We start from the raw sequence: 26,181 nt of genomic DNA, 5'->3' as shown, positions 1-26,181 counted from the left end.
TGGTAGCACGCGCGTGTGAGGATGACCGCCGTCGTCCACCACCCCCGGGCGGCGCACCGTTCCCGTCACCACCCCGGAGGGAAGCCCGATGACCGACCCGCGCCCCGAGACCCCCGCTCCGCGACCGGCCCCCTCGCCGCCCGACGGCGTCCGCCACTCGCTCCCCGAGGACGTGCTGGGGATCCTCACGGGCACGTTCGTCGTCTCGCTCGGGCTGTACCTGCTCGGGTCGGTCGGCGCCGTCACCGGCGGGACCGCAGGCCTGGCGCTGCTGCTCGGGTACGCGGTGGACGTCCCTTTCGGGGTGCTCTTCGTCGTCGTGAACCTGCCTTTCTTCGTGCTCGCGATCTGGAAGAAGGGCTGGGACTTCACGATCCGCACGGGCCTGTCGATCGTGATCGTCTCGGCGCTCAGCGCGCTGCACCCGGCGATGTTCGGCGCGACGCACGTCGATGCCGTCTACGGGGTGCTCGCGGGGAACGTGCTCGCCGGCATCGGGCTGCTCATCCTCTTCCGGCACCGCTCGAGCGTCGGGGGGTTCGGGATCCTCGCGCTCGTGCTGCAGGACACGGTCGGGTGGCGCGCGGGGTACGTGCAGATGGTCCTGGACGCCTGCGTGGTGCTCGCGGCGTTCGCGGTCGTGCCGCCCTCGACGGTGCTGCTCTCGGCGTGCGGCGCGGTGCTGCTCAACCTGGTCCTCGCGCTGAACCACCGGCCGGGGCGGTACACGGGGCACTGAGCACGGTCGCTACGAGGCCTTCGTCTCCGGCACGACGTCGTCCGACGCCGTCGTGTCGCCCCGGCCGTGCCGCACCACGTCGAGCAGGATCACGGTGACCGGCGCGGAGAGCATCGCGCCGAGCAGCCCGGCGACCGCCGCGCCGACGATCGTCGAGCCCAGGTTGACGATGGGGTGCAGCCGCAGCCGGTCCGAGGTGAGCTTCGTGAGCACGAGCGTCTGGACGACGTTCTGCACGACGAGGATGACGGCGAGCAGGATCACCGCGTCGGCCGTGCCCTGCGAGCCGAGGGCGATGAGCACGGCGAAGGCGCCGGAGAAGATCGCGCCGAGGTAGGGGATGTAGGACGTCACGAACGTGACGAGAGCGATCGCCACGACGAGCGGGACGTCGAGGACCGCCGCGGCGACGCCGATGAGCACCGCGGTCAGCGCGCTGGACGTGGTGATCGCCCCGAAGTACCGGCTCAGCGTCGTCGCCGCCTCGTCGACCACGACCTCGCCGGGTGTGGAGGCGACGCCGACCTTTCCCGCCACCCACCGGCGCAGGCCCGCCCAGTCGACGAGCACGAAGTAGAGGAAGAACGCCGCCACGAAGGTCCCGACGAGGAACGCCGTCGCGCTCGAGAACGCGCTGCCGAACCAGCCCGCGATCCCGCCGATCATGCTGGTCACCGTGCCGCCGACGTCGACCGTGCCGAGGTCGAGCCCCGTGACCTGCGACTCGAGCTGGTCCAGCCCGGTGGTGAGGCGGTCGGCGATCTCGGCGCCCTGGTCGGCGATGCCGGCGACCGTGAGCCAGACCGCGAGCGCGAGGACGGCGGCGATGCCCACGAGGACGACGAGCGCCCCGGCACCGCGCGGCACCCGGTGGCGCTCCATCGCGTCGACCGCGGGGTGCAGGAGGATGCCGAGGACGGCCGCGACGACGAGCGGCACCACGAGCCCGGACACCGCGGCGAGCGCGACGTACCCGACGACCGTCGCGGCGGCGATCCCGACGAGCGCCCACGCCGCGCGGCCCGCCCGCTGCAGGGGCCTGGTCGACGGCGCCGGGCCCGCCCCCGGTGATGAGGTCATCGGGGGATCAGGCCACGTCGTCCAGGAACCGCAGCACGCGCTCCTCGAGGAGCACGGCCGACTCCTCGTCGTACTCCGGCAGGCTGTCGTCGGCGAACAGGTGGCCCGAGCCCGGGTAGAGGTAGAGCTCGGCGACCGGGACGGCGTCGACGATCGCGCGGGCGGCGTCGAGGTCGCCCGCGTCGACGAACAGCTCGTCCTCCTCGGCGCCGTGGATCTGCACCGGCAGGTCGACGGGCCACTCGGAACCGAGCTCCGACGGCGTGATGCAGCCCGAGAGGAGGATCGCGCCCTTCGCGCCGGGCGTCGTCTGCGCGAGGATCTGCGCGGGCATCGCGCCGAGCGAGAAGCCGGCGTAGACGACGTCGTCGGGCAGGTCGTCCGCGGCCGCGCGCCCGCGGTCGGCGATCGTCGCGAACCCGATGCGGCCGGCGTGGTCGATGCCCTCCTCGAGGTCCTCGAACGTCTCGCCGTCGTACAGGTCCGGGGTGGTCACGGTGTGCCCGGCGCCGCGCAGGCGCTCGGCGAAGGCCTTGACGCCGTCGGTGAGGCCCTGCGCGTGGTGGAACAGCACGACGGTGGTCACGGGTCGCTCCTCGGGTGGTCCTGCGGACGGCGCGCGCGGGTGCGGTCTCGCCTCGGGTCACCGTAGCCCGGCGCGGGCCGCGGCGACAGCACGGGACGTCGGCGGGGCGGTGTCGGGCGCCGGGGCGATGTCGTGACGATCGTCACAGCATGCATCCGGCCGGGGGGTCGGCTCCGAACCCAGGTCGAGCCCCGACGCGAGGAGGCCGCGATGACCGACGACGAGCTCGAGCACGACCACGCCGCGCTGATGCGGACGCTGGACCGCCTGGAGGGCGGCGGGGCGCGCATCCCCTGCCGGGCCGCGCCCGTGCGGAGCTCGGTGATCTGGATCTCGGAGGACCCGGCCGAGCAGGCGGTGGCGGCGGCGCGCTGCCAGGGCTGCCCGGCGCTCGAGGAGTGCGACCGGTTCGGCCTCGCGCACACGCGCGAGGGCGGGGTCTGGGGCGGGCGGACCGTGGCGGAGCGCCGGGCGGTGGCGCGGCGGCTGCGCCGGGCGTCGGCGGCCTGACGTCCGCTCCGCCGAGCCCGCCCACCCCGCGGAGCCCGCCCACCCCGCCGAGCCCGCCCACCCCGCGGAGCCCGCCCACCCCGCCGAGAAGTGGGGGGGGGGGGCCGGGGGGGGCGGGGGGCGGGGGGCGGGGGGCGGGGGGGGGGGCCCGGGGGGCCCCCCCCGGCGGCCCCCCCCCCCCCCCCCCCCCCCCCCCCCCCCCCCGTCCCCCCCCCCCCCCGCCCCCCCCCCCCACTTCTCGGCGGACGCGGCGCACCCGTCCTGGCGTGTTGCCGGCGACCGGCGTACCGTCCCGGGCGGGCACGAACCGGCGGCCCAGGTGACGCCGACCACAGACTCCCGGACGGACGGAGCGTCGCATGCACCTCGACGATCGAGGACTCCAGGACCGCCCGGTCGCCGCGGGGGAGCGGACCGTCGTCGTGCACGCACGCGAGGTACGCGTTCGCGAGACGGGCGACGCGAGCGGGTCGCCGGTCGTGCTGGTGCACGGGATCGGGCGCAGCCTCGCGGACTGGGACGCCCAGCACGCGCTGCTCGCGGACGGGCACCGGGTGATCAGCCTCGACCTGCCGGGGTTCGGGTTCTCGCAGGCGCCCGACGGGCCGGTCTCGCTGGGGTCGTCGGCCGCGGCGCTCTGGGGCGCGCTCGACGCGCTCGGGGAGGAGCGGCCCGCGCACCTGGTGGGCAACTCGCTCGGCGGTGCCGTGGTCATGCGGGCGGCGGCGGACGCCCCGGGGCGGGCCGCGAGCCTGGTGCTGGCGGACCCGGCGGGGTTCAGCCGCGGCGTGACGCCGGCGCTGCGCGCGGTGGCGGTCCCGGGCGTGGGGCGGTGGCTGCTCTCTCGCTCGGACGCGCAGACGCTGCGCCGGACCGAGCGGTCGCTGTTCGTGGACCCGGCGCTGGTGACCGACGAGCGCCTCGCGCACGCGGCGGCCGTGGCCGTGCGGCCGGAGCGGCTGCGGGTGTTCGCGGAGGCGGCCGGGGAGCTCGGGACGGCGTTCGGCGTGCGGGGGCCGTGGCGGCGCGAGCTGCTCGGGCGGGTGGCGCGGCTCGAGCTGCCGACGCTCGTGGTCTGGGGCGAACGGGACCTGATCCTGCCCGTGTCCGGCCTGGCGGAGGCCCGGCGCGCGTTCCCGTGGGCGCAGACCCATGTGTTCGCGCAGACGGGGCACATGCCGCAGATCGAGCGGGCGGAGGAGTTCGCGCGGCTCGTGCGCGGGCTGGTCGACGCGGTCGACCGGGACAGCTGACCTGACCGGAAGCAGTCGTCAGCAGCGGGCTGCCCGGCGCTCGACCTCGGGGTCGAAGGTCGTGCCGTCGTCGAGCGTCATCGCCGCGACCTCGTCCACCCAGGCGGGCGTGTCCTGCCCGAGCGTCGCATCGGCGCGCACCTTGAGGCGGGCGGCGATGATGTCGGTGCCGGTCACCTGCCGGAGAAAGCGTGTCTCGGGAGTCGTCGCGCTCATCGTTCCTCGCCTCCCTCGGGTGTCGATCGGGTCTCTCGGGTTCCATGGTGCTCCGACGGCACGAGGTCGACCAGACTCGCGGCGGAGAGTGCGGCGATGAGTCGCGCCTCCTCCGGTCCGCGGCCCACTGCGTCCGCCGCCACCGCTCCGCGCGCCGGTCGGCCTCTGCGCGAGGGACCGGAATCCGAGCGCGATCCAGTTTCCCGTGTCCACCACGACCTCCTCCCGACAGCTCGGAAGGTACCGCCGGCCTCGGACACGCGGGCCGCCGTGGTCGAGCGCCGAGGGTGCGTGCGGCGTCCCCCGAACTACCGTGGCGGTCATGCCTGACCTGCTGATCTTCGACGTCAACGAGACGCTCTCGGACATGTCGCCCATGGCGCGACGGTTCGAGGACGTCGGTGCTCCGGCCCACCTCGCCACCTCGTGGTTCGCCGGACTGCTGCGCGACGGTTTCGCGCTCGCGGCGGCCGGCACCGAGGACACGTTCGCGCACGTCGCCGCGGAGGGGCTGCGGGCCGTCCTGGCCCCCGTGCCGCTGGACCGCGGGGTCGACGACGCGGTCGCGTGGATCATGGACGGGTTCGCCGGGCTCCCCGTGCACGACGACGTGCCGGACGGGATCAGGGCGCTCAGCGGCCTCGGCCTCCGGCTGGCCACGCTCACCAACGGCTCGACTCCGTCGCGGACTCGCTCCTGGGCCGGGCCGGCGTCCGCGAGCACTTCGAGCGCCTGCTGTCGGTGGAGGACGCGAGGCGCTGGAAGCCCGCGCCCGAGGCGTACGCCTATGGGGTCGAGGCGTGCGGTGTCGACGCGGCGCAGGCGATGCTCGTCGCCGTCCATCCCTGGGACATCGACGGGGCAGCGCGTGCCGGTCTCGCCACGGCCTGGATCGACCGCAGCGGCGGCCACTACCCCGGGTGCTTCACGCCCCCGGACCTGCGGGTCGCGTCCGTGACCGACCTCGCCGAACGCTTGCGCTGACCCGCTACCGCCGACCGGCCCCCGAGGCGAACCCGAGCCACGTGTGCCGGTTGCCCGCCCAGCACCAGCCGACCTTCGGCGCGCCGCGGTTCTCGCGACCGTCGCGGCCCGTGCCGTTGGAGATCCACAGGGCCGGTGTCCGGGCGTCGAGCCGGCCGTCCGGCCTGCGCACGCGCGAGCCGATCGTCATGTAGCAGTGGTTGCGCTCGACGACCGCGGGCGCCTGCAGCGCCCAGTGGATCCCTTCCGCGAGCGTGAGCGGCGTGCGCCCCGCGCCGGAGATCGCGGGCAGCGCCTCGTCCGGCGACCAGCCCGCCATCTCGTCCCCGCGGTCGGGAAGGTCGACCGCGTAGACCGGGCTGCCCGGAAGGGTGAGGCCCTGGACCGGGGCGAACCGGTCGACGTCGGTCATGTCGACCACGACGAAGCCGGGCTTCTCGCCGAGCCGGAGCAGGGGCGCGAGGGCCGACGGCGGCGCGAGCGCCGGGTCGACGGCGAGCAGCGCCGGCACGGTCGGGTCCGCGACGGTGAGCGCGGCGGCGGCCTGGCGCAGCGCGTCGGGGTCGAGTCCCGCGAGGGTTGGCACCCCGAGCTCGATCAGGCGCTCCGCCTGGTCGAGGAGCGCGGGAAGGGCGGGGACGGCGTCGGACGTGGTCACGGGGCTCCTGGGGTGGGGGAGGGGGAGAACGCGCCGGCGCGCGGCTCCTATTCCGGCGAGTGTCACGTTCGGCGGCCGTGCGGACGACGCGCGGCCGCGGAACGTGACGCTCGGTCCCCGGATCCGTCAGGCGACGGCCCGACGGCGTCCCTCGAGGACCTGGGACAGGCCCACCACCAGCAGGCCGCACAGGGGCACGACGAGCAGGCCCACGCGCAGGCTCGTCGCGTCCGCGATCAGCCCGACCAGCGGCGGCGAGACGAGGAAGCCGACCCGCATCAGCCAGCTCACCACCGCGAGGCCGGTGCCGGGGCGCAGGCCGGGCAGCTCGTCGGCCTCGTGCATCGCGGCGGGCACGAGCGTGGCCGTGCCGAGCCCCGCGGCGGCGAACCCGGCGATCGTCCCGGGGATCGTGGGCAGCGCGAGCGCGAGGCCCATGCCCACGAAGATCAGGGCGCCGCCGGCGCGCGCCACGGCGCGCTGGCCGTAGCGGTCCACGAGGCGGTCGCCGACGGCGCGGCCGACGAACTGCGCGCTCATCATCGCGACGTACCCGAAGGCGGCGACGGCCGCGGCGGCCCCGAGGTCGCCGTGCAGGTAGACCGCCGCCCAGGAGGAGCCGGAGTCCTCGACGAGGGTGCCGCAGGTCGCGACGAGCACGAGCGCCACGAGCACGAGCGTGCGCGTGGTGGGCGACGCCCCGGCCCAGCGGCTGCGCGCGACGTGCACCTCGCCGTCGGGCAGGACGTCCCGCTCCGGGCCGGGCAGCAGGAAGCGGTAGCAGGCGAGGGCGACGGCGCTGAACAGGACGGCCGAGATGCCGAGGTGGACGCCGCGGGGGAAGTCGGCCGCGACGGCGGCGGCGCCCATGAGGCCGCCGGTCACCGCGCCGATGCTCCAGACGGCGTGGAAGGAGTTGATGATCGAGCGGCCGTAGCGGCGCTGGACGCGCAGCCCGTGGGCGTTCTGGCCGACGTCGGTCATCGCGTCGGCCGCGCCTGCGACGAACAGGGCGATCGAGAATGCCCACCAGGTCGGGGCGATGCCCGCCAGCAGCACGCCGGCGCTCGTGACCAGGGTCCCGGCGACCGCGACGCGCGAGGAGCGGAACCGGCGGATCGCGGCGCCCGCGGCGAGGCCCGCCACGAGCGCGCCCGCCGGGAACGCGGCGATCGCCACGCCGTACAGGGTGTTGGAGAGGGCGAACTCGGTCTTGATCCCGGGGTAGCGCGGCAGGATGTTCGCGAAGATCGCGCCGTTGGTGAAGAACAGGGCCGCGACGGCGATGCGCGCGCGGCGGTCCGCCAGGGTCGGTCGCGTCGTCGTCGCCGCCGACGGCGTGGCTGAGCTCATGGCACGACCGTACCGGTCCGGTGAGGCGCGGTCGAATCGTTACGATCCGCGCGGGGGTGCGGCTGGCGGGAGCCCGCCGTTCCGCCGAGACGTCGAATTCCGCCCCCGATTCTTCGAATCTGGGGGCGGAGTTCGACGGCTCGGCGGGTGGGGGCGGTCAGGGGTGCTCGCGCAGCCACGCGAGCACCTGCTCGGCGTGCGCGTCGGGCGGGAACACGGGGTAGAACACGTGCTCGACGACGCCGTCGCGCACCACGAGCGTGAACCGGCGCAGCAGGCGCTCGCCCCCGGCGTCGAACGTCGGGAGGTCGAGGGCCGCGGTGAGCCGGCCGCCGTCGTCCGACAGCATCGAGAACGGCAGGTGGAGGCGATCGACGACCTCGCGCTGGTAGTCCGTCGGCTGGGTCGAGAGCCCGTGGACCGCGGTGGCGCCGGCGGCGAGCAGGTCGCGATGGTGGTCGCGGAACGCGCAGGCCTCGGGCGTGCAGCCCCGGGCGCCGGGGATCGAGTCCCAGCCGTCGGGCGGCGGCGTCCCTGGGCGCGACGTCAGGGGGTACGCGTAGACGACGACGCGTCCCGGGCCGAGGCGGTCGAGCGGGACGCTCGTGCCGTCCGTCGCGGGGAGGGTGATCGCGGGCAGGAGCGCGCCGCGCAGGTGGTCGGTCGCGCCGTCGTCCACGGGGGTCGGCGGCGTCGCGGGGGTCGGGGGCACGGCGCTCAGTCTCGCGCACCCCAGACCGCCGAGACGTCGAATTCGGCCCCTGATTCTTCGAATCGAGGGGCCGAATTCGACATCTCGGCGGGCGGGCGGGCGGACCGGCGGGCGGGCGGACCGGCGGGCGCGTCAGTCCTGCGGCGGGCGGGCCGTCGAGCCCCGTACGATCAGCTCGACCGGCAGCCCGTGGCCCGGGAGCTCGTCCTCCTGCTCCCCGGGGTGCAGGTCCTCCATGAGCAGCCGCACCGCCAGCCGGCCCTGGCCCCGCGGGAACTGCGCCACGGTCGTGAGCCCGAAGAACGCGGCGAGCTCGTGGTCGTCGATGCCCGTGATGGACACGTCGCGCGGCACCACCATGCCGAGGTCGCGCGCGGCGAGGACGGCGCCGATCGCCATCTCGTCCGAGCCGGCGACGATCGCCGTCGGCCGCCCGGCCGGGTCGCCGAGCAGCTGCTTCGCGGCGCTGTACCCGGTGTCGATCGTGTAGTCGGCGGCCCGGTAGTAGCGCGTCGGCGCGTGCAGGCCGGCCGCCTCCATGGCGTGCGTGAAGCCGAGCCGCCGGCTCAGGTTCAGGCCGAACGCGCCGTCGTCCTCGAGCGAGCCGCCGAGGTAGGCGATCCGCGTGTGCCCCAGCGCCACGAGGTGCCCGGTGGTCAGGCCGGCGACGACCTGGTTGTCGATCGACAGGGTCCGCACGCCCTCGAGCGGCCCGCCGACGCCGACGAGCGGCTTGTGCAGGGCGTGCAGGCTCTGCACCTCCTGGTCGGTGAGCTCGAGCGCGACGGCGATCACGGCGTCCACGCGCTGGCGGAGCAGGAACTGCTCGAACACGCTGCGCCGCGACGCGGGGTCCTGCCCGAGGTTGTACAGCGTCAGGTCGTACCCGTGCCGCATGAGCTCCTGCTGCGCGCCCTCGATGACGGCCGAGAAGTACCAGCGGTCGAGGAACGGCACGACGATCCCGACGTTGCGGGTGCGGCCCGACGCGAGGCTCGACGCGCTGGACGAGGCGACGTAGCCGAGCATCTGCGCGGCCTCCGCGACGCGCCGCCGGGTCGCGGCCGAGACGTGCCCGTTGCCGCTGAGCGCGCGCGAGACGGTCGCCTCGGAGACCCCGGCCTCCCGGGCGACGTCCTTGATGCTGGCCATGGCTCCCTCGTCCTACGGTCCCGCCCGGTTCCCCGCTCCGTCCCGCCCGTCCCGGCGCGCTGGGCGGATCGTACTAGCCGCGCGCCGCGACCCAGACGGTGGTGTCGGTGGGCACGCCGCCGCCGGCGAGGGGCCCGCTCGCGGCGAGCAGCGCGCCGTCGGGCAGGGGGACGACGCCGTCGCCCAGGTTCGCGACGACCGTCACGTCGCCGTTGCGCAGCGCGACGACGTCGTCGGGCCAGCCGTCGAGCCACTCGACAGCGCCGGTGCCGAGCCCGCGCGCGGCGCGGGCGGCGAGCAGCGTCCGGTAGAGGTTCAGGGTCGAGGCCGGGTCGGCGGCCTGCACGTCACGGGCGAGCCGCGACCAGCCGGCGGGCTGGGGGAGCCAGCTCGCGCCGGTGGGCCCGAAGCCGAACCCGGGCGCGTCCGCCTCCCAGGGCAGCGGCACGCGGCACCCGTCGCGGCCGTAGCGCTCGCCGCCGGTGCGGAACCACGTGGGGTCCTGGCGGGCGTCGTCGGGCAGGTCGACGGCCTCGGGGAGCCCGAGCTCCTCGCCCTGGTAGACGTACGCCGAGCCGGGCAGGGCGAGCATGAGCGCGCTGGCGGCGCGGGCGCGGCGCAGCCCGAGCTGCTCGTCGGGGAGGGCGGGGCTCGCGGGGCCGATGCCGGCGCCCTGCGGGTTGTCGAACGTCAGGGCGAGGCGGCTCGCGTGCCGCACGACGTCGTGGTTGGACAGCACCCACGTGCTCGGCGCGCCGACGGCGGCGAAGCTCGCCAGCGACCCGTCGACGACGGCCCGCAGCGCGGGCGCCGACCACGGCGTCTCGAGGTAGGCGAAGTTGAACGTCTGGTGCAGCTCGTCGGGCCGCACGTAGCGGGCCAGCCTGCTCATCGGCGTCACCCAGGCCTCGCCGCACAGCGCCCGCTCGCCGTCGTAGGTCTCCACGAGCTCGCGCCAGTCGCGGAAGATCTCGTGGACGCCCTCCTGGGCCCAGTACGGCGGGGTGTCCTGGCCGGCGTCCCCGCCCATGCTCCCGGCGTCCGGCGCCGGCACGTGGTCGGGCAGGCCGGGCGCCTTGACCATGCCGTGGGCGACGTCGATGCGGAACCCGTCGACGCCGCGGTCGAGCCAGAACCGCAGGACGTCGCGGAACTGCTCGCGCACCCAGGGGTCCTGCCAGTCGAGGTCGGGCTGCGAGGAGTCGAACAGGTGCAGGTACCACTGGCCGGGGGTCCCGTCGGGGTGCGCGACGCGGGACCACGCGGGGCCGCCGAACACCGACTGCCAGTTGTTCGGCGGCAGGTCGCCGCCGGGGCCGGTGCCGTCGCGGAAGACGTAGTGCCCGCGCTCGGCGGAGCCCTCCGGGGCCGCGAGCGCCGCCCGGAACCAGGCGTGCTCGGTGGAGGTGTGGTTGGGGACCAGGTCGACGACGACGCGCAGCCCCAGCCCGTGCGCCGCGCGCAGCAGCGCGTCGAAGTCGGCGAGCGTGCCGAAGACGGGGTCGACGTCGCAGTAGTCGCTGACGTCGTAGCCGGCGTCGCGCTGGGGCGAGGTGAAGAACGGCGAGAGCCACACGGCGTCGACCCCGAGGTCGCGCAGCGCGGGCAGGCGACCGGTGATGCCGCGCAGGTCGCCGACGCCGTCGCCGTCCGCGTCCGCGAACGAGCGCGGGTAGACCTGGTAGATCACGGCGTGCCGCCACCACTCGGTGGCCGTGCGGGCGGGCGCGGGGGGCGTGCGGTCGAGTGTCGTCACGAGTGAGCTTCCTTGGTCGTCCGTGGTGGCGGACGTGCGTCGGGCACCTCCGCGATGAAGCGGGGCGAGCGTAGCCCACAACTGGAAGCGATTCCATAAATCTCCGGGAAACCGGGATCCAGCGCTCTTGGAGGGTTGCGCCGATCCTCGAGGACACGTTGCGATAACAAGCGAAACTCGCGGTCACATGACCCTTGCGCCGCCTGGAAGCGCTTGCTATACATGTCCCACTCGCACCAGGGAGAACGACCTCCCGGCCGACGCGCCGGCGGATCCGTTCCCGCCACACCAGGAAGGCACACCAATGAAGGTGACCAGACGACGCTCGTGGTCGGGGGTCGCAGCGATCGCTGCGCTCGCGGCCGTGACCACGCTGACCGGCTGCTCCTCCTCGTCGTCGGACGCCGCGTCGTCCGACGCGAGCGGGTCGGCCTCGGCCCCCGCGGCCGGCGGCTCGATCACGATCTGGCTGGACGCCGAGCGCGCGCCCGCGCTGAAGCCGATCGCCGACAAGTTCAAGCAGGACACGGGCATCGAGGTGAAGATGGTCGTCAAGGACTTCACGACCGTCGACCAGGACTTCATCAGCCAGGTCCCCACGGGCAAGGGCCCGGACATGATCGTCAGCCCGCACGACAAGCTGGGCGCGTACGTGCAGAACGGCGTCGTCGCGCCGCTCGAGCTCGGCGACAAGGCCTCGGAGTTCGCGGACGCCGCGATCCAGGCCGTCACCTACGACGGCGACGTCTACGGCCTGCCGTACTCCATCGAGAACGTGGCGCTGCTGCGCAACACGGCCCTCGTCACGGAGCCGGCGACCAGCTTCGACGACGTGGTCGCCAACGGCCAGGCGGCCGTCAAGGCCGACGCGAAGGTCAAGTACCCGTTCCTGCTGGGGCTCGACCCGAAGCAGGGCGACCCGTACCACATGTACCCGCTGCAGACGTCGTTCGGCTCGTCCGTCTTCGCCCAGAACGACGACGGCACGTACGACGCGAGCAAGCTCACCCTCGGGGACGACGCCGGCCAGAAGTTCGCCGCCGCCGTCAAGACGTGGGGCGAGGAGGGCGTGCTCAACGCCAACATCACCGGCGACATCGCGATCGACGCCTTCACGAAGGGCCAGTCGCCGTACTACCTGACGGGCCCGTGGAACGTCCCGGCCATCAAGGAGGCCGGCATCAAGTACGCGATCGACCCGCTGCCCTCCGCGGGCGGTCAGCCGGCGCAGCCGTTCGTGGGCGTCAACGCCTTCTTCATCAGCTCCCAGAGCAAGAACAAGGTCGCGGCGACGAAGTTCCTCGTCGACTACCTCAGCACCAAGGACGCCCAGGAGGCCCTGTTCGACGTCGGCGGCCGCCCGCCGGCGCTGACCGCGGCCTACGACGACGTCGCCGCGTCCGACCCGGACGTCAAGGCGTTCGGCGACATCGGCCTCACGGGCGTCCCGATGCCCGCGATCCCCGAGATGGCCTCCGTCTGGGCCGACTGGGGCGGCGCGGAGCTGCAGCTCATCAAGGGCGACGGCGACCCGGCGCAGGTCTGGACCAAGGCCGCCGACAACATCGAGGCGAAGATCAAGTAGCGACGTCTCAGGGCGGGGTCCGGGAGACCGGACCCCGCCCCGCGTCCGGCGAAGGAGCTGAGCACCACCATGGCGAACCAGGTCACCGCGGCACCGCCCGCGCCCCCGCGCGGCTCACCGCGCCTGAACGACGGGCCCCCGCCGCGCCGCGGCCGGCCCGCCCTGACCGGGGCGGGCACCTTCGCGGTCCTGGCCAAGATCGTGCTGCTCGGCGGTCTGGACGGGCTCGCGGTGGCCGGCATCGTGGTCATGGTCGGCCTGTCGATGTGGGTGCCGGTGGTCGTCACCGTGGTCGTCACCGGTCTGATCAACTGGATCTACCTCGGCCGCGGCCGGCGCCTGCCGGCGAAGTACCTCACGCCCGGCGTCGCGTTCCTGCTCGTCTTCCAGGTCGGCGTCGTCCTGTTCAGCGGCTACATCGCGTTCACCAACTACGGCGACGGGCACAACGGCTCGAAGGACGACGCGATCGCGTCGATCAGCCGGGCCGGGCTCGAGCGCGTCCCCGACTCCCCGGCCTACCCCGTGACCGTCGTCGAGAAGGACGGCGACCTCGGCCTGCTCGTCACGGACCCTGACTCCGGCGAGGTCGAGGTGGGCACCGCGGACGAGCCGCTGACCGTCGTCGGCTCCCCGCTGACCGACGCGACCGGCACCGCCACGGGCGCGCCCGGGTACACGACGCTCACCCTGGCCGACGTGCTCGGGCGCCAGGGCGACGTCGTCGACCTCACGGTGCCGATCTCGGACGACCCGGGCAGCGGCTTCCTGCGCACCGACGACGCGAGCACCGCCTACGTCTACCGCTCGGCCGTCACCTACGACGCGGCGACGGACACCTTCACCGCGACGGACGGGACCGTCTACCGCGACGGCGGCGACGGGGCCTTCGTGTCCGACGACGGCACGGCCCTGACCCCCGGCTGGAAGATCGGCGTCGGGTTCGACAACTTCGTCCGGGCCTTCACGGACGACCAGATCTCCCAGCCGCTGCTGCGCGTGACCGCGTGGACGTTCACGTTCGCGATCCTCTCGGTGGCCTCCACCTTCGCGATGGGGCTGTTCCTCGCGCTCGTGCTCAACCACCCGCGCATGCGCGGCGTGCGCTACTACCGGGTGCTGGTGATCCTGCCGTACGCGTTCCCGGCGTTCCTCTCCGGCCTCGTGTGGGCGGGCCTGATGAACCCGGAGTTCGGGTTCATCAACCAGGTGCTCCTCGGCGGGGCCGACGTCCCCTGGCTGACGGACCCGTGGCTGGCGCGGTTCAGCGTGCTGCTGGTGAACCTGTGGCTGGGCTACCCGTACATGTTCCTCGTGTGCACGGGGGCGCTGCAGTCGCTGCCGGGCGAGCTCGAGGAGGCGGCCCGCGTCGACGGCGCCGGCCCGTGGCGGGTGTTCCGGGCGATCAAGCTCCCGCTGCTGCTCGTCTCGACGGCACCGCTGCTGATCGCGTCGTTCGCCTTCAACTTCAACAACTTCAACGTCATCTACATGCTGACGCGCGGTTGGCCGCGGTTCAGCGACACGACGCTGGACGTCGGCTCGACGGACCTGCTGATCACGATGGTCTACAAGATCGCGAACGGGCAGGGCGGAGGCCGGGACTTCGGCCTCGCGAGCGCCCTGTCGATCCTCATCTTCATCCTGGTGGCGCTCGTCTCGGTCGTCGCGTACCGCCGGACCAAGGCACTCGAGGAGATCCACTGATGGCCACCACCGAGGTCACCGCTCGCCCCTCCGGGCCCGCCGGACCCACGCCGCCGCCGTCGTCCACCGGGCGGGCGAGGCGTCCCTTCAGCCTGGGCCGCTGGTTCCGCGACACGGGCTGGCGCCACCTGGTCGCGCTCGTGCTCGTCGTGTTCGCGGTCTTCCCGCTGCTGTACGTGCTCAGCGCGTCGTTCAACCCGGGCGGCTCGCTCGTCGGCTCCAACCAGCTGTTCTCGACGATCGACCTGAGCAACTACGTCGACCTGTTCACCGACCCGAGCCAGCCGTTCGGCCGCTGGTTCGTCAACACCCTGGTGATCGCGAGCGTCACCGCCGTCGCCACGGTGTTCCTCGGGGCGCTCGCCGCCTACGCCTTCTCCCGGATGCGGTTCCGGGGCCGGCGGGTGGGCCTGCTCTCGCTGATGCTCGTCCAGATGTTCCCGCAGTTCCTCGCGTTCGTGGCGATCTTCCTGCTGCTGTCGTCGATCGGCGACGTGTTCCCCGCGCTGGGCCTGGGCACCCACCTCGGGCTGATCATGGTCTACCTCGGCGGCGCGCTCGGGGTGAACACCTACCTGATGTACGGGTACTTCAGCACGGTGCCCGTCTCGATCGACGAGGCCGCGAAGATCGACGGGGCGGGCCACGCCCGGATCTTCTTCACCATCGTGCTGCGGCTGGTGGCGCCGATCCTCGCGGTCGTCGGGCTGCTGTCGTTCATCGCGACGAGCGGCGAGTACGTCATCGCGAGCCTCGTGCTGACGGACCCGCAGAGCCAGACGCTCGCCGTCGGGCTGTACATGTTCGTCTCGCAGGCGTTCTCCAACAACTGGGCGATCTTCGCCGCCGGGGCCGTGCTCTCCGCGGTGCCGGTGATGGTCGTCTTCCTGCTGCTGCAGAAGTACATCGTCGGCGGGCTCACCGCCGGCAGCGTCAAGTAGGCAGCGGCGCACCGTCCCCGGTTCGACCTGACGAAGGAGTCAGTCATGAGAAGCCGTCCCCGCGCCCTGCGCGCGGCATCCCTGCTGGGCCTCGGCGCCCTGCTGGCCGCGGGTCTCGCGGCCGGGCCTGCGACCGCCGTCGTGCCCGCCGCGGCGCCGACCCCCACCCAGGTCGTGGTCGCCGGCGACCACAACAGCGAGATGGGCTGCGCCGGGGACTGGCAGACGGACTGCGCCGCGGCGCAGCTGACGCTGCGGGACGACGGCGTCTTCGCCGGGACGTTCGACCTCCCGGCCGGCACGTACCACTTCAAGGTCGCGATCGACGGCACCTGGGACGAGAACTACGGCGCGGGCGGCGTGCCCGGCGGCCCCGACATCGCCTACACCACCGACGGCGGCGACGTCGCCTTCTTCTACGACCCCGTCACCCACCACGTGTCGAACACCGCGATCGCGCCGGTCGCGACCCTGGCCGGGAGCTTCCAGTCCGAGCTGGGCTGCCCCGGCGACTGGGCGCCCGACTGCCTGCGGACCTGGCTCGAGGACCCCGACGGCGACGGCGTCTTCACGTTCGCGACCTCGTCGCTGCCCACCGGCAGCTACGAGGTGAAGGTGGCGCACGGCACGAGCTGGGACGAGAGCTACGGCGAGGGCGGGGAGGCAGGAGGGGCGAACATCGCGTTCAGCGCCAGCGCGGGCAAGCAGGTGGTCTTCTCCTACGAGCTCGCGACGCACCGGCTCTCGATCGACGTCACCGACCCGCCCGCGGCCGGCACCGGCCAGGAGCGCGCGGTGTGGGTCGACGCGGGCACGGTCGCCTGGCCGGCGGACCTGCTCGGCGGCACCGACCCCTCCGACGCCTCCTGGGGGCTCTACTCCTCCGAGGAGGCCTCGCTCGCCACGTCGGACGGGGTGGTGACCGACGGCGGCGAGCCGGCCGACGGCGTCGGGCTCGCCTATGACGCGGCCGGTCTGACGAAGGACCAGCTGGAGCGCTTCCCCGCGCTCGCGGGCTACCTCGCCCTGCACCCGCGGGACCTGTCCGACGACGGCGCCCGCGCCGCGCTGACGGGTCAGCTCCGGGTGGTGCAGCGCTCGGGGAGCGCGGTCACGGCCTTCACCGGCGTGCAGGTGCCGGGCGTGCTGGACGACCTCTACGCGGGCGCCGCCCGCGACCGTGCCCTCGGCGCGACCTGGGGCGCCGGCGGCGCGGGCCGGGGGACGGCGTCGCTCGCGCTGTGGGCGCCGACGGCGCAGGACGTCACCCTGCTGCGCTGGGCGGCCGGTGCGGGCGCGGGCGCCGACGCCGAGCGCGTGCCCGCCGTCCGTCAGGAGGACGGGTCGTGGACCGTGCGCAAGGCGGGTCGCGCGGGGGACTCCTACCTGTGGGAGGTGCGGGTCTACGCCCCGACGGTGGACGCCGTCGTCACCAACCGCGTCACGGACCCCTACTCCGTCGCGCTCACCACGAACGCCACCCGGTCCGTGCTCGTGGACCTCTCCGCCCCGGCGACCCGGCCGGCGCAGTGGTCGAGCACGCCGTCGCCGGTGGTGGGCCGGGCGGTCGACCGCTCCATCTACGAGCTGTCCGTGCGCGACTTCTCGATCGGCGACACGAGCGTGCCGGAGGCCCTGCGCGGGACCTACGGGGCGTTCGCCGTCGACGGTTCGGGGACGGAGCACCTGCGGGCGCTCGCCGCGGCGGGCATGAACACGGTCCACCTCCAGCCGACGTTCGACTTCGCGAGCGTCGACGAGGACCGGGCGGCGCAGGAGACGCCGGGCTGCGACCTCGCGTCGTACGGCCCGGCGTCCGAGGAGCAGCAGGCCTGCGTCGGGGCGGTCGCCGGGGACGACGGCTTCAACTGGGGCTACGACCCGGTGCACTACTCGGTGCCGGACGGGTCGCTCGCGGCCCACCCGGAGGGCGCGGCGCGCGTCGCGGAGTTCCGCACCATGGTCGGCGCGCTGCACGCCGACGGCTACCAGGTCGTCCTCGACCAGGTCTTCAACCACACGTCCGCGAGCGGCCAGGCCGACGCGTCCGTCCTCGACCGGGTCGTGCCCGGCTACTACCAGCGGCTCGACGCCGCCGGCACCGTGCAGACGGCGACCTGCTGCCAGGACGTCGCGACGGAGCACGCCATGGCCGAGAAGCTCATGGTCGACTCGGTCGTCACCTGGGCGAAGGACTACAAGGTCGACGGCTTCCGGTTCGACCTCATGGGGTTCCACTCCGTGGCGAACATGGAGGCGGTGCGCGACGCGGTGCACGCGCTGACGGCCGCGAAGGACGGCGTCGACGGGTCGGGCATCGACGTCTACGGCGAGGGCTGGAACTTCGGTCCCGTGGCCGACGACGCCTACTTCCCCCAGGCCCGGCAGGGCAACCTGGGCGGTACGGGGATCGGGACGTTCAACGACCGCCTGCGCGACGGCGTCCGTGGGGGAAGCCCCGTCCAGGCCGACACCTTCCGGCAGCAGGGGTTCGGCAGCGGTTTGTCGACCGACCCCAACGGCGACGCGTCGAACGGGTCCGCCGCCGAGGCGGCGGCGCTGCTCGGCCACGACGAGGACCTCGTCAAGGTCGGGCTCGCGGGCAACCTGGCGGGCTTCGCGTTCACGGGCTCGGGCGGCGAGCGTGTGCGCGGCGACGAGGTCGACTACGGCGGCCAGCCGGCCGGGTACGGCGAGCAGCCGGACGAGAGCGTCGCCTACGTCGACGCGCACGACAACCAGACGCTGTTCGACGCCCTCGCGGTGAAGCTGCCGCAGGCCACGTCGATGGCCGACCGGGTACGCATGCAGACCCTGTCCCTCGCGACGGCGACGCTCTCGCAGTCCCCGTCGATGTGGCTCGCCGGCTCGGACCTGCTGCGCAGCAAGTCCCTCGACCAGAACAGCTACGACTCCGGCGACTGGTTCAACCGGGTCGACTGGACGGGACGGACGAGCACGTTCGGCTCGGGCCTGCCGCCGGCGGCGGACAACCAGGTGCACTGGGCGGTGGACGCGCCGCTGCTCGCGGACCCCGCGCTGCGCCCCGGCGCCGCCGCGACGGCCGCAGCGACGGCGCAGGCGCAGGACCTGCTCCGGCTCAAGGCCTCCACCCCGCTGTTCCGGCTCGGCACGGCCGCGCGCATCGAGCAGAAGCTCACGTTCCCGGTCGCCGCGCACCCCGGCGTGATCGTCATGAGCATCGACGACCTCGTGGGCGAGGACGTCGACCCCGCGCTCGACGGGGTCCTCGTGGTCCTCAACGCCTCGCCCGACGCCGTGACGGAGACGGTGCCGGCGCTCGCCGGCCGCGGCTTCGCGCTCTCGGCCGTGCAGGCGGGCGGCGCGGACCCGGTGGTCAGGAGCACGGGCTGGGAGACGTCGTCGGGCACGGTGAGCGTCCCGGCGCGGACGGTCGCCGTCCTGACCCAGGCGACCGCCGTCGTCCCCGACGGCCCGCCGGCCTGGACGAAGGGCGCGGTGTACACCGCGGGCGACGAGGTGACCTACCAGGGCGCCGTGTACCGCGCGGGGTGGTGGACGCAGGAGACGCCCGGTGCGTCGCCGTGGGGCTCGTGGCAGGAGATCGCGGAGACGGGCGGCGTCGCGCGCTGGACGGCGTCGCGGGTCTTCGAGGCGGGCGACGTCGTGACCTACGACGGGCACCGGTACGAGGCCCGCTGGTGGACGCGCAACCAGACGCCGGGCGCCTCGCCGTGGGGGCCGTGGACGCGGCTCTGACGGACCGGGTCCGGCGGTGCACCCCGCCGAGACGTCGAATTCGGCCCCTGATTCTTCGAATCGAGGGGCGGAATTCGACGTCTCGGCGGACGCGCGGCGGGTTGTGCGCCGGGCCCGGTTGCTCCTAGAGTCGCGTCGGGCGTAGTGACACGAGTCAGCGCCTGCCCTCGACGGAGAGGAACGAGCCCCATGTCATCGACCGACACCCCGCGGCACCGACGCCGCAGGAGCGCACCGGCGATCGCCGCGGCGACCGCGGTGCTGATCGCCGCGACCACCCTGACGGCCGGCGCCGCGCAGGCCGCGCCGCGCCAGACGATCGACCCCAAGAACCCCGACTTCGGCCCCAACGTCACGATCTTCACGCCGAAGACCCCGCAGGCCGAGATCCAGGCGAAGATGGACGCCCTGCACGACAAGCAGGTCGACGCGGAGACGAGCAGCGACCGCTACGGCGTCTACTTCGCGCCGGGCGAGTACGGCTCGGACGCCGACCCGCTGCAGTTCGGCGTCGGCTACTTCACGGAGGTCGCGGGCCTCGGCGAGTCGCCCGACGACGTCACGGTCGACGGCGCGATCGAGGTGCGCAACCGCTGCCTCGAGAACGGCGGCACGTCGAACTGCCTCGCGCTCGTCAACTTCTGGCGCACGCTGGCGAACCTCAAGCTGGACGTGAACACCGCCGGCCAGGGCGGCTGCGAGGCCACGGCCAACTTCTGGGCGGTCTCCCAGGCGGTCTCGATGCGGCGCCTCGACGTCCAGGGCCCCGTCTCGCTCATGGACTACTGCACCGCGGGCCCGCAGTACGCGAGCGGCGGCTACATCGCCGACTCCCGCTTCGACACCCAGGTCGTCAGCGGCTCCCAGCAGCAGTGGCTGACGCGCAACAGCGTGCTCGGCGGCGGCTGGTCCAACGGCGTGTGGAACCAGGTCTTCTCCGGGGTGGTGGGGGCGCCGTCCGAGGCGAGCTTCCCGACCGAGCCCTACACGACGCTCGACAAGACCCCGGTCAGCCGCGAGAAGCCGTACCTCTTCGTGGCCGACGACGGCACGTACAACGTGCGCGTCCCCGCGGCCCAGAAGAGCTCGAGCGGGGTCTCGTGGGCGGACGGCACGACGCCGGGCCGCACGGTGCCGATCAAGGACTTCTACATCGCGAAGCCGGGCGACTCCGTCGCGCGGATCAACCTCGAGCTCGCGAGCGGCAAGAACCTCCTCCTCACCCCGGGCATGTACGACGTGGCGAGCAGCATCAACGTCGTCCGCCCGGACACCGTGGTGCTCGGCATGGGCCACGCGACGCTGACCGCCGTCAACGGTGCGACGCCGCTGACGATCGCCGACAGCATCTCGGGCGTCGTCGTCGCGGGCGTCTCGATCGACGCGGGGCCCACGAAGTCCAAGACCCTGCTGCGCGTCGGCCCGACGTCCAAGCCCGCGCTGATCACGAAGATCGACGCCCTGCGCGACCGGCTCTGCGTCAACCAGCGCTACGCGAAGATCGACCCGCGCTGCACCACGGGCTCCAACCCGGTGACGCTGTCCGACGTGTACTTCCGCGTCGGCGGCGCGCACGTCGGCAAGGTCGACACCGCGCTGGAGATCAACTCCGACGACGTGCTCATCGACCACACCTGGGTCTGGCGCGCCGACCACGGCGTCGAGGGCTTCACCAACGGCGTGAACGGCGACACGGACCGCTGGCGCACCAACACCGGCACCAACGGCGTCATCGTCAACGGTGACCGGGTGACGGCGACGGGCCTGTTCGTCGAGCACTTCCAGCAGCACAACACGATCTGGAACGGCGAGGACGGCACGGTCGTGCTCTACCAGAACGAGCTGCCGTACGACCCGCCGACGCAGGCGGACTGGACGCAGAAGGACGGCACCCTCGGGTACGAGGGCTACACGGTGTCCGACGGCGTGCAGCGTCACCACCTGTACGGGGCCGGGGTGTACGTGTTCAACCAGAACAACCCCTCGATCGTCACGGAGAACGGGTTCTCCGTGCCGGACGCCCCGGGCGTGCAGCTGCACCACATCATGACGGTCAACCTCTCCGCGGGGACGATCAACCACGTGGTGAACGGGGTGGGCGACGCGGTGCCGCCGTCGACCTCGGGCGTGCCGGAGTACGTGACGGACTACCCGGCGAAGTAGCGCCCGGTCCCGGCCCGGCTCGGGCCCGCCGAGACGTCGAACTCGGCCCCGGATACTTCGGAATCAGGGGCCGAGTTCGACTTCTCGGCGGGGTCAGACCGTGCCGCGCGCCACGATGCGCACCGGGTCGTCCGGCCACCCGGGCGCCTCGACGCCGTCGAGCTCGGCGAGGACCACCCGCGCGAGGTGCTCGGACTGCGCCGCGGCGGGCTGGGCGACCGTGGTCAGCGGCGGCGTCGAGAGCCGGGACGCGGGCACGTCGTCGACCCCGAGCACGGCGAGCTCCTGCGGCACGACGACGCCGCGGGCGTGCGCCCCGGCGAGGACGGCGAGGGCGACGTCGTCGTTGTACGCGGCGACCCCGGTCACCCCCGCGCGGCGCCAGCCGCCGACCGCCTCGGCGGCGGGCACGTCCGCGGCCACGGGACCCGCGACCGGCGCGGGCAGCCCGTGCTCGGCGCACCACGCGCGCACGCCCGCCAGCCGCTGGGCGACGAACCCGGCCAGCCGTGCGTCGTCGGACGTGGCATAGGCCAGCCGCCGGTGCCCCGCGTCCGCGAGGTGCGCCGCCTGCAGCCGCCCGAGGTGCTGCTGCCCGGCGTCGAACGCCTGGCGCGACTCCTCGCCGGCGCCGACGACCTGGATCCCGGCCTGCTGCATCGCCCGGACGTCCTGCTCGGCGAACGGCGCCAGGCCCACCGCGGCGCGTGGCGTCACGGCGCGCCACAGCTCCGCGAGGGGGCGCGAGTCGCGGTGGTGGTGGACCAGGACGAACAGGCCCCGGGCGGCGAGCGCGTCGGTCAGGTGGTCGAGCATGGTCTCGACGGTCGGCCCCACGGGCCAGTCCGGGAGCACGCACACGACGAGGTCGCTGCGCCCCCGGCGCAGGGTGCGGGCGGCGGCCGACGGCGCGTACCCCAGCTCCGCCGCGACCGCCTGGACCCGCGCGCGGGTCTCGCGGGAGACGGAGACGCCGTCGGACGGCCCGAGCCCGTTGAGGACGTAGCTGACCGTCGTCCGCGAGACGCCGCTCGCACGGGCGACGTCGGCGCTGGTGACTCGCGGCACGGGGTGCTCCTCCTCGAGCAGGGGCGGTGATGACCTGCACCCTATCGGGGCGCGGCCGGCATGTACGGTGGCTCGCGCCGGCACCCGAGCGACCGAGGAGAACCGATGAGCCGCAGTCCCGCCGTCCGACGGGCGTCGCTCGCGCTCGCCCTCGGCCTCGCCCTCGGCGGGACGCTCGCCGGGTGCGGGTCGGACGACGCCGCGGCCCCCGACCCGAGCGCCGCGGCCTCGACGGACGCGGCGCTCGTGCAGCAGTACCAGGACCTGCTCGACCACGTCGGCGACTCCTACACCCGGCTGCAGGCCGTCCAGCAGGAGGGCGCCGTGAGCGAGGACCTCTCGGCCCGGATCGACGCGACGCTCGCCTCGACGAAGCAGCTCACGCAGGCGCCGGAAGCCCTGACCGCGGCCGACGGCACCGACGCCCTCCAGGCCGCGAACGACTCCCTGACCTCGTCGATCAGCACCGCCCAGGCGATCTCCGACGAGATGGACGCCGAGCTCGCGGAGGCCGAGCACGGCCGGGGCGACGCCGCGGCGGCCGGGTACGACGACGCGCTCGCGGACGCGAAGCACGAGAAGAAGAAGGCCCACGCGCTCCTCGACGACCACTCGTACACCGTCGAGCACTACGCCACCGACCCCGAGATCGCCCTGCAGGACGCCGAGAACGGCATCGACCAGGACGACATCGACCTGCGCCACGTCACCGACGCGGACGCCGACCTCGACCGCACCGACGCGGGCGCCGTCGAGGACGCGACGACGGAGCTGCAGCGGATCGCGAAGAGCTACGCGGCGCACCGCGCGGCGTTCACGGACGCGTACCACGACTACCAGGGCTGACCTCCGGCCTGCCCTACCCCCGACCGGTGGGTCTCCTCGGTGTCCGCGCGGCCCCCGGCCCGCCTAGCCTCGTCCTCATGAGCGCCCCCACCGACGCGTCCCGCGGCCTGCCCGACGCGTCCCCCGGCTCCTACGCCGCCGACCGCGACCTCGTCGCGCCGGCGTTCGCGTCGGCTGCCGGGTTCTGGCTCGCCCCCGTCACCGCCGCGAGCTGGCGGGCGCTCGCACAGGTCGTCGTCGCCTTCGTGTGGCTGCTCCCGGCGGGGATCGTGGTCGTCGTCCTCGTGAGCGTCTCCGTCGGGCTGGTCCCGGCGCTCGGGGTCGGCGTCCCTCTCCTGGGCCTCTCGCTCATGGGGACGCGCGGCATCGCCGCGGCCGAGCGCGCCCGGCTGGCCGCCCAGTGCGGCACGCGCATCGCCCGCCCCTTCTACCGCCCGTCGCGCCGCCCCGGCTGGTGGCGCCCGACGACGTGGTGGGCCGTCGCGACGGACGGGCGCACCTGGGCGCACGTCCTGTACGCGTTCGTCGGGATGCTCGTCGCGTGCCTCGCCTTCGCGCTGACCATCGGCCTCGGCTCCGGGGCCGTCGCGGCGCTCGCGTTCCCCCTCTACGGGCGGGGGACCAACGTCGCTGGCTGGTTCGACGCGCCCTACCCGGTCGTGGCGACGGCGGCGGCGCTCGTCGGCGTCGTCCTCGCCTGGATGTCGTGCCTCGCGGCGCAGGGCGCCGCGCTGCGCCATGTCCGGATGGCGCGGGCCATGCTCGGCCCCTCGGAGCGGGACGCGGCGCTCGCGGCCGCGCGGGCGGCGCGGCGGGCGGCCGCCGCCGCGGAGGGCCGTGCCGTGACGCTCACCGAGACCCGCACCCGCGCCGTCGACGCGGCCAACGCGGAGCGCCGCCGCATCGAGCGCGACCTGCACGACGGCGCCCAGCAGCGTCTCGTCGCCCTGGGGGTCGAGCTCGGCACCGCCCGCCGGGCCGCCGCGCGCGACCCGCAGTCGGCGGTCGCGGCGCTCGACCACGCCCACCGCGAGGTCAAGGAGACGCTCGCCGAGCTGCGCGACCTCGTGCGCGGCATCCACCCCGCCGTGCTCACGGACCGCGGCCTCGACGCGGCCCTCTCGGCGCTCGCCGCGCGCAGCCCGGTCCCCGTCACCGTCGTCGTGCCCGACGCCGCGTCGCTCGGCCGGGCGGCGCCCGGCGCCCAGGCGGCCGCGTACTTCGTGGTGGCCGAGGCGCTGACCAACGTCGCCAAGCACGCCGAGGCGCGCGCGGCGCGGGTCGAGGCGAGCGTCGTCCTCCCCGACGGGGACGGCGCCGTCGCCCGCCTGCGGGTCGTCGTGACCGACGACGGCCGGGGGGGCGCCCGCTCGGCGCCCGGCTCGGGTCTCGACGGGCTGCGCAGCCGCGTCGCGGCGCTCGACGGCGCCGTCGACCTGACCAGCCCCGAGGGCCGGGGCACCCGACTGACCGTGGAGCTCCCGTGCGCATCGTGATCGCCGAGGACTCGGTCCTCCTGCTCGACGGCCTGACCCGGCTCCTGCGCGCCGAGGGTCACGAGGTGACCGGCTACACGACGGCCGACGACCTCGTCGCCGCCCTCGGCCCGGGCAGCTGGTGCGCCGCGGACGCGGACCCCGACCCGGACCCGGAGGACCTCGCCCTGCCGGCCGACGTCGTCGTCACCGACGTCCGGATGCCGCCGACCCACACCGACGAGGGCCTGCGCGCCGCCGTCCACCTGCGCAGCCTGTACCCGCGCCTGCCCGTGCTCGTGCTGTCCCAGTACGTCGAGCAGCGCTACGCGACCGAGCTCTTCGCGGGCGACGTGCGCGGGCTCGGGTACGTGCTCAAGGACCGCGTGGCGGACGTCGACGAGTTCCTCGACGCGCTGCACCGCGTGGCCGGCGGCGGCACGGTGATCGACCCGGACGTCGTCGCGCAGATCCTGGCCCGCACCCGGCGCTCGGGGCTCGAGGTGCTGACGCCGCGCGAGCGGGACGTGCTGGGCCTCATGGCCGAGGGCCGCTCGAACGGTGCGATCGCGGAGCGCCTCGTCGTGGGCCTCGCCGCCGTCGAGAAGCACGTCACCTCCATCCTGACCAAGCTCGGGCTGCCGCCGGACTCGGACGACCACCGCCGGGTGCTCGCCGTCCTGCGCTGGCTGGAGGACCGACCCACGAACGGGGCGAAGCCATGACCGCGACCCAGGACCAGACGCCGGCCGCCGCCGCGCCGCCACGGGAGCCCGCCGGCCCGCCGCGGCGCGGCCCGGGGGCCCGCGCGCTCGCGTGGCTGGGCGGCACCGTCGGCGTCCTGCTCCTCGCGTGGGGCGGGTTCCAGCTCGCGGACTGGGCGTCGGCGACGTCGACGTCCGCGACCCGTTCCTATGCCGCGGCGCCCGTCGTCGAGCTCGTCGCCGACGGCCACGTCACGGTGCGCGGCGGCGCCGACGAGACCGGGGTGTCGGTCGAGAGCACCGCGCGCTCGGGGTTCAGCGGCCCGACGTACTCGGCCGAGGCCGCGGGCGACCGGCTCGTGGTCTCGCACGAGTGCGGCTGGTGGCCGTCGAGCGGCGTGTGCCGGGGCTCGCTGGACGTCGTCGTCCCCGAGCGCACCGAGGTGGTGGTGCACAGCTCGAGCGGCGCGGTGCGCGCCTCGGGGCTCGTCGGGCGGACCCGCCTGAGCACGAGCGACGGCCGCGTCGAGGTCTCCGACGTCGTGGGCGACACGACCGTCGAGACGAGCAACGGCCGGGTCCAGGCCGGCGACGTCGACGGGAACCTCGACGCGCGCTCGAGCAACGGCGCGATCGACGTCTCCGGCGTCACGGGGGACGCGGTGCTCGAGACGAGCAACGGCCGCGTGGACGTCGACGACGTGGCGGGCGACGTCGACGCGGAGTCCAGCAACGGCGACATCACCGTGCGGGGAGCGGGCCACCCGGTCGTGCTGACCATCGAGACCTCGAACGGCGAGCGGACCGTCGAGGGCGCCACCGACCCCTCGGCGCCGGTTCGGGTGCGGATCAGCACCTCGAACGGGGACGTGACCTACCTGGACTGAGGCGCGCGCCGCGCCGTCGGGCGCGCCGGGGCAACGGGTGGTGGATCATGACCCCCGAACGCCGC

21 protein-coding genes and 1 pseudogene are annotated in these 26,181 nt (G+C 74.4%); 13 read left to right on the top strand and 9 right to left on the bottom strand.

Annotation, left to right across the window (positions count from 1 at the left end):
* Nucleotides 1-88: 88 nt before the first annotated feature.
* Nucleotides 89-739, top strand: coding sequence for a YitT family protein (locus EDF32_RS08815; RefSeq protein WP_123308171.1), 651 nt, complete (start codon nt 89-91; stop codon nt 737-739).
* A 9-nt stretch (nt 740-748) separates the two neighbouring features.
* Here EDF32_RS08815 and EDF32_RS08810 read toward each other — a convergent pair whose 3' ends face one another.
* Together EDF32_RS08810 and EDF32_RS08805 are read right to left on the bottom strand one after the other, a co-directional pair.
* Entirely contained in the window at nt 749-1,819 is a 1,071-nt protein-coding gene (locus tag EDF32_RS08810; RefSeq protein ID WP_123308170.1) for an AI-2E family transporter, read from the bottom strand.
* 7 nt (nt 1,820-1,826) lie between these two features.
* Nucleotides 1,827-2,414: pseudogene (locus tag EDF32_RS08805) on the bottom strand (dienelactone hydrolase family protein); the annotation flags it as partial.
* A gap of 201 nt (nt 2,415-2,615) precedes the next feature.
* On the opposite strand from EDF32_RS08805, the gene EDF32_RS08800 reads away from it, so the two are divergent.
* Both EDF32_RS08800 and EDF32_RS08795 read left to right on the top strand, forming a co-directional pair.
* Nucleotides 2,616-2,915 (top strand): WhiB family transcriptional regulator, encoded by a 300-nt coding sequence (locus tag EDF32_RS08800; protein ID WP_123308168.1) that lies wholly within the window; start codon nt 2,616-2,618, stop codon nt 2,913-2,915.
* A gap of 359 nt (nt 2,916-3,274) precedes the next feature.
* Nucleotides 3,275-4,168 (top strand): alpha/beta fold hydrolase, encoded by an 894-nt coding sequence (locus EDF32_RS08795; protein ID WP_123308167.1) that lies wholly within the window; start codon nt 3,275-3,277, stop codon nt 4,166-4,168.
* An 18-nt stretch (nt 4,169-4,186) separates the two neighbouring features.
* Here EDF32_RS08795 and EDF32_RS14475 read toward each other — a convergent pair whose 3' ends face one another.
* A complete protein-coding gene (locus EDF32_RS14475; protein ID WP_148061583.1) occupies nt 4,187-4,384 on the bottom strand; it encodes a hypothetical protein in 198 nt (65 codons plus the stop codon).
* Between the two features lie 426 nt (nt 4,385-4,810).
* Between EDF32_RS14475 and EDF32_RS14690 the strand changes: the two genes are divergently transcribed.
* Nucleotides 4,811-5,368, top strand: a complete 558-nt coding sequence (locus EDF32_RS14690) for an HAD family hydrolase (RefSeq protein ID WP_370449950.1) — start codon at nt 4,811-4,813, stop codon at nt 5,366-5,368.
* A 4-nt stretch (nt 5,369-5,372) separates the two neighbouring features.
* On the opposite strand, the gene EDF32_RS08785 is transcribed toward EDF32_RS14690, so the two are convergent.
* From EDF32_RS08785 to EDF32_RS08765, 5 genes are all read right to left on the bottom strand, one after another.
* Nucleotides 5,373-6,026, bottom strand: coding sequence for a DUF5701 family protein (locus EDF32_RS08785; protein ID WP_123308166.1), 654 nt, complete (start codon nt 6,024-6,026; stop codon nt 5,373-5,375).
* Between the two features lie 126 nt (nt 6,027-6,152).
* The gene (locus EDF32_RS08780; protein WP_123308165.1) at nt 6,153-7,379 is read right to left on the bottom strand and encodes an MFS transporter; all 1,227 of its coding nucleotides are present in this window, start codon (nt 7,377-7,379) and stop codon (nt 6,153-6,155) included.
* 157 nt (nt 7,380-7,536) lie between these two features.
* Entirely contained in the window at nt 7,537-8,091 is a 555-nt protein-coding gene (locus tag EDF32_RS08775; protein WP_233565822.1) for a peroxiredoxin, read from the bottom strand.
* A 132-nt stretch (nt 8,092-8,223) separates the two neighbouring features.
* On the bottom strand, nt 8,224-9,243 hold the full coding sequence (locus EDF32_RS08770) for a LacI family DNA-binding transcriptional regulator (RefSeq protein WP_123308163.1): 1,020 nt from the start codon (nt 9,241-9,243) through the stop codon (nt 8,224-8,226).
* Between the two features lie 73 nt (nt 9,244-9,316).
* On the bottom strand, nt 9,317-10,999 hold the full coding sequence (locus EDF32_RS08765; RefSeq protein ID WP_123308162.1) for a glycoside hydrolase family 13 protein: 1,683 nt from the start codon (nt 10,997-10,999) through the stop codon (nt 9,317-9,319).
* A 304-nt stretch (nt 11,000-11,303) separates the two neighbouring features.
* Between EDF32_RS08765 and EDF32_RS08760 the strand changes: the two genes are divergently transcribed.
* The 5 genes from EDF32_RS08760 (at nt 11,304) to EDF32_RS08740 (ending at nt 21,136) form a co-directional block, all read left to right on the top strand.
* Nucleotides 11,304-12,584 (top strand): maltose ABC transporter substrate-binding protein, encoded by a 1,281-nt coding sequence (locus EDF32_RS08760; RefSeq protein ID WP_123308161.1) that lies wholly within the window; start codon nt 11,304-11,306, stop codon nt 12,582-12,584.
* 69 nt (nt 12,585-12,653) lie between these two features.
* Nucleotides 12,654-14,291 (top strand): ABC transporter permease subunit, encoded by a 1,638-nt coding sequence (locus EDF32_RS08755; RefSeq protein WP_123308160.1) that lies wholly within the window; start codon nt 12,654-12,656, stop codon nt 14,289-14,291.
* Nucleotides 14,291-15,232 carry a sugar ABC transporter permease gene (locus tag EDF32_RS08750; RefSeq protein ID WP_123308159.1) on the top strand — a complete coding sequence of 314 codons (942 nt, stop codon included), beginning with the start codon at nt 14,291-14,293 and terminating at the stop codon, nt 15,230-15,232. Before EDF32_RS08755 ends, EDF32_RS08750 begins: the two co-directional genes overlap by 1 nt.
* Before the next feature lie 45 nt (nt 15,233-15,277).
* Nucleotides 15,278-18,973, top strand: coding sequence for a pullulanase-type alpha-1,6-glucosidase (pulA, locus tag EDF32_RS08745; RefSeq protein WP_123308158.1), 3,696 nt, complete (start codon nt 15,278-15,280; stop codon nt 18,971-18,973).
* 189 nt (nt 18,974-19,162) lie between these two features.
* Nucleotides 19,163-21,136 carry an adenylyl cyclase gene (locus tag EDF32_RS08740; protein WP_123308157.1) on the top strand — a complete coding sequence of 658 codons (1,974 nt, stop codon included), beginning with the start codon at nt 19,163-19,165 and terminating at the stop codon, nt 21,134-21,136.
* Nucleotides 21,137-21,229: 93 nt separating this feature from the next.
* Here the strand turns inward: EDF32_RS08740 and EDF32_RS08735 are convergent, their stop codons facing one another.
* A complete protein-coding gene (locus EDF32_RS08735; RefSeq protein ID WP_123308156.1) occupies nt 21,230-22,204 on the bottom strand; it encodes a LacI family DNA-binding transcriptional regulator in 975 nt (324 codons plus the stop codon).
* Nucleotides 22,205-22,309: 105 nt separating this feature from the next.
* Here EDF32_RS08735 and EDF32_RS08730 point away from each other — a divergent pair, with 105 nt between their 5' ends.
* The 4 genes from EDF32_RS08730 (at nt 22,310) to EDF32_RS08715 (ending at nt 26,116) form a co-directional block, all read left to right on the top strand.
* The gene (locus tag EDF32_RS08730; protein WP_123308155.1) at nt 22,310-23,050 is read left to right on the top strand and encodes a hypothetical protein; all 741 of its coding nucleotides are present in this window, start codon (nt 22,310-22,312) and stop codon (nt 23,048-23,050) included.
* Nucleotides 23,051-23,127: 77 nt separating this feature from the next.
* The gene (locus EDF32_RS08725; RefSeq protein WP_123308154.1) at nt 23,128-24,546 is read left to right on the top strand and encodes a sensor domain-containing protein; all 1,419 of its coding nucleotides are present in this window, start codon (nt 23,128-23,130) and stop codon (nt 24,544-24,546) included.
* On the top strand, nt 24,534-25,250 hold the full coding sequence (locus EDF32_RS08720) for a response regulator transcription factor (RefSeq protein ID WP_123308153.1): 717 nt from the start codon (nt 24,534-24,536) through the stop codon (nt 25,248-25,250). The genes EDF32_RS08725 and EDF32_RS08720 overlap by 13 nt, the downstream gene beginning before the upstream one ends.
* Nucleotides 25,247-26,116, top strand: coding sequence for a DUF4097 family beta strand repeat-containing protein (locus EDF32_RS08715; protein ID WP_123308152.1), 870 nt, complete (start codon nt 25,247-25,249; stop codon nt 26,114-26,116). Before EDF32_RS08720 ends, EDF32_RS08715 begins: the two co-directional genes overlap by 4 nt.
* The last annotated feature ends 65 nt before the right edge of the window (nt 26,117-26,181 follow it).

Origin of the sequence: Cellulomonas sp. PhB143, assembly GCF_003752595.1 — a bacterium.
In the GTDB taxonomy this organism is placed as follows: Bacteria; Actinomycetota; Actinomycetes; order Actinomycetales; family Cellulomonadaceae; genus Paraoerskovia.
Note: the sequence above shows the minus strand (reverse complement) of the source record. Positions and strands in the feature narration are given on the sequence as shown.

Excerpts from the sequence above, each read along its gene's own strand:
- EDF32_RS08815 (WP_123308171.1), top strand. The coding sequence starts at position 89 with ATGACCGACCCGCGCCCCGAGACCCCCGCTCCGCGACCGGCCCCCTCG.
- EDF32_RS08810 (WP_123308170.1), bottom strand. The coding sequence starts at position 1,819 with ATGACCTCATCACCGGGGGCGGGCCCGGCGCCGTCGACCAGGCCCCTG.
- EDF32_RS08800 (WP_123308168.1), top strand. The coding sequence starts at position 2,616 with ATGACCGACGACGAGCTCGAGCACGACCACGCCGCGCTGATGCGGACG.
- EDF32_RS08795 (WP_123308167.1), top strand. The coding sequence starts at position 3,275 with ATGCACCTCGACGATCGAGGACTCCAGGACCGCCCGGTCGCCGCGGGG.
- EDF32_RS14475 (WP_148061583.1), bottom strand. The coding sequence starts at position 4,384 with ATGAGCGCGACGACTCCCGAGACACGCTTTCTCCGGCAGGTGACCGGC.
- EDF32_RS08780 (WP_123308165.1), bottom strand. The coding sequence starts at position 7,379 with ATGAGCTCAGCCACGCCGTCGGCGGCGACGACGACGCGACCGACCCTG.
- EDF32_RS08770 (WP_123308163.1), bottom strand. The coding sequence starts at position 9,243 with ATGGCCAGCATCAAGGACGTCGCCCGGGAGGCCGGGGTCTCCGAGGCG.
- EDF32_RS08760 (WP_123308161.1), top strand. The coding sequence starts at position 11,304 with ATGAAGGTGACCAGACGACGCTCGTGGTCGGGGGTCGCAGCGATCGCT.
- EDF32_RS08755 (WP_123308160.1), top strand. The coding sequence starts at position 12,654 with ATGGCGAACCAGGTCACCGCGGCACCGCCCGCGCCCCCGCGCGGCTCA.
- EDF32_RS08750 (WP_123308159.1), top strand. The coding sequence starts at position 14,291 with ATGGCCACCACCGAGGTCACCGCTCGCCCCTCCGGGCCCGCCGGACCC.
- pulA (WP_123308158.1), top strand. The coding sequence starts at position 15,278 with ATGAGAAGCCGTCCCCGCGCCCTGCGCGCGGCATCCCTGCTGGGCCTC.
- EDF32_RS08740 (WP_123308157.1), top strand. The coding sequence starts at position 19,163 with ATGTCATCGACCGACACCCCGCGGCACCGACGCCGCAGGAGCGCACCG.
- EDF32_RS08730 (WP_123308155.1), top strand. The coding sequence starts at position 22,310 with ATGAGCCGCAGTCCCGCCGTCCGACGGGCGTCGCTCGCGCTCGCCCTC.
- EDF32_RS08725 (WP_123308154.1), top strand. The coding sequence starts at position 23,128 with ATGAGCGCCCCCACCGACGCGTCCCGCGGCCTGCCCGACGCGTCCCCC.
- EDF32_RS08715 (WP_123308152.1), top strand. The coding sequence starts at position 25,247 with ATGACCGCGACCCAGGACCAGACGCCGGCCGCCGCCGCGCCGCCACGG.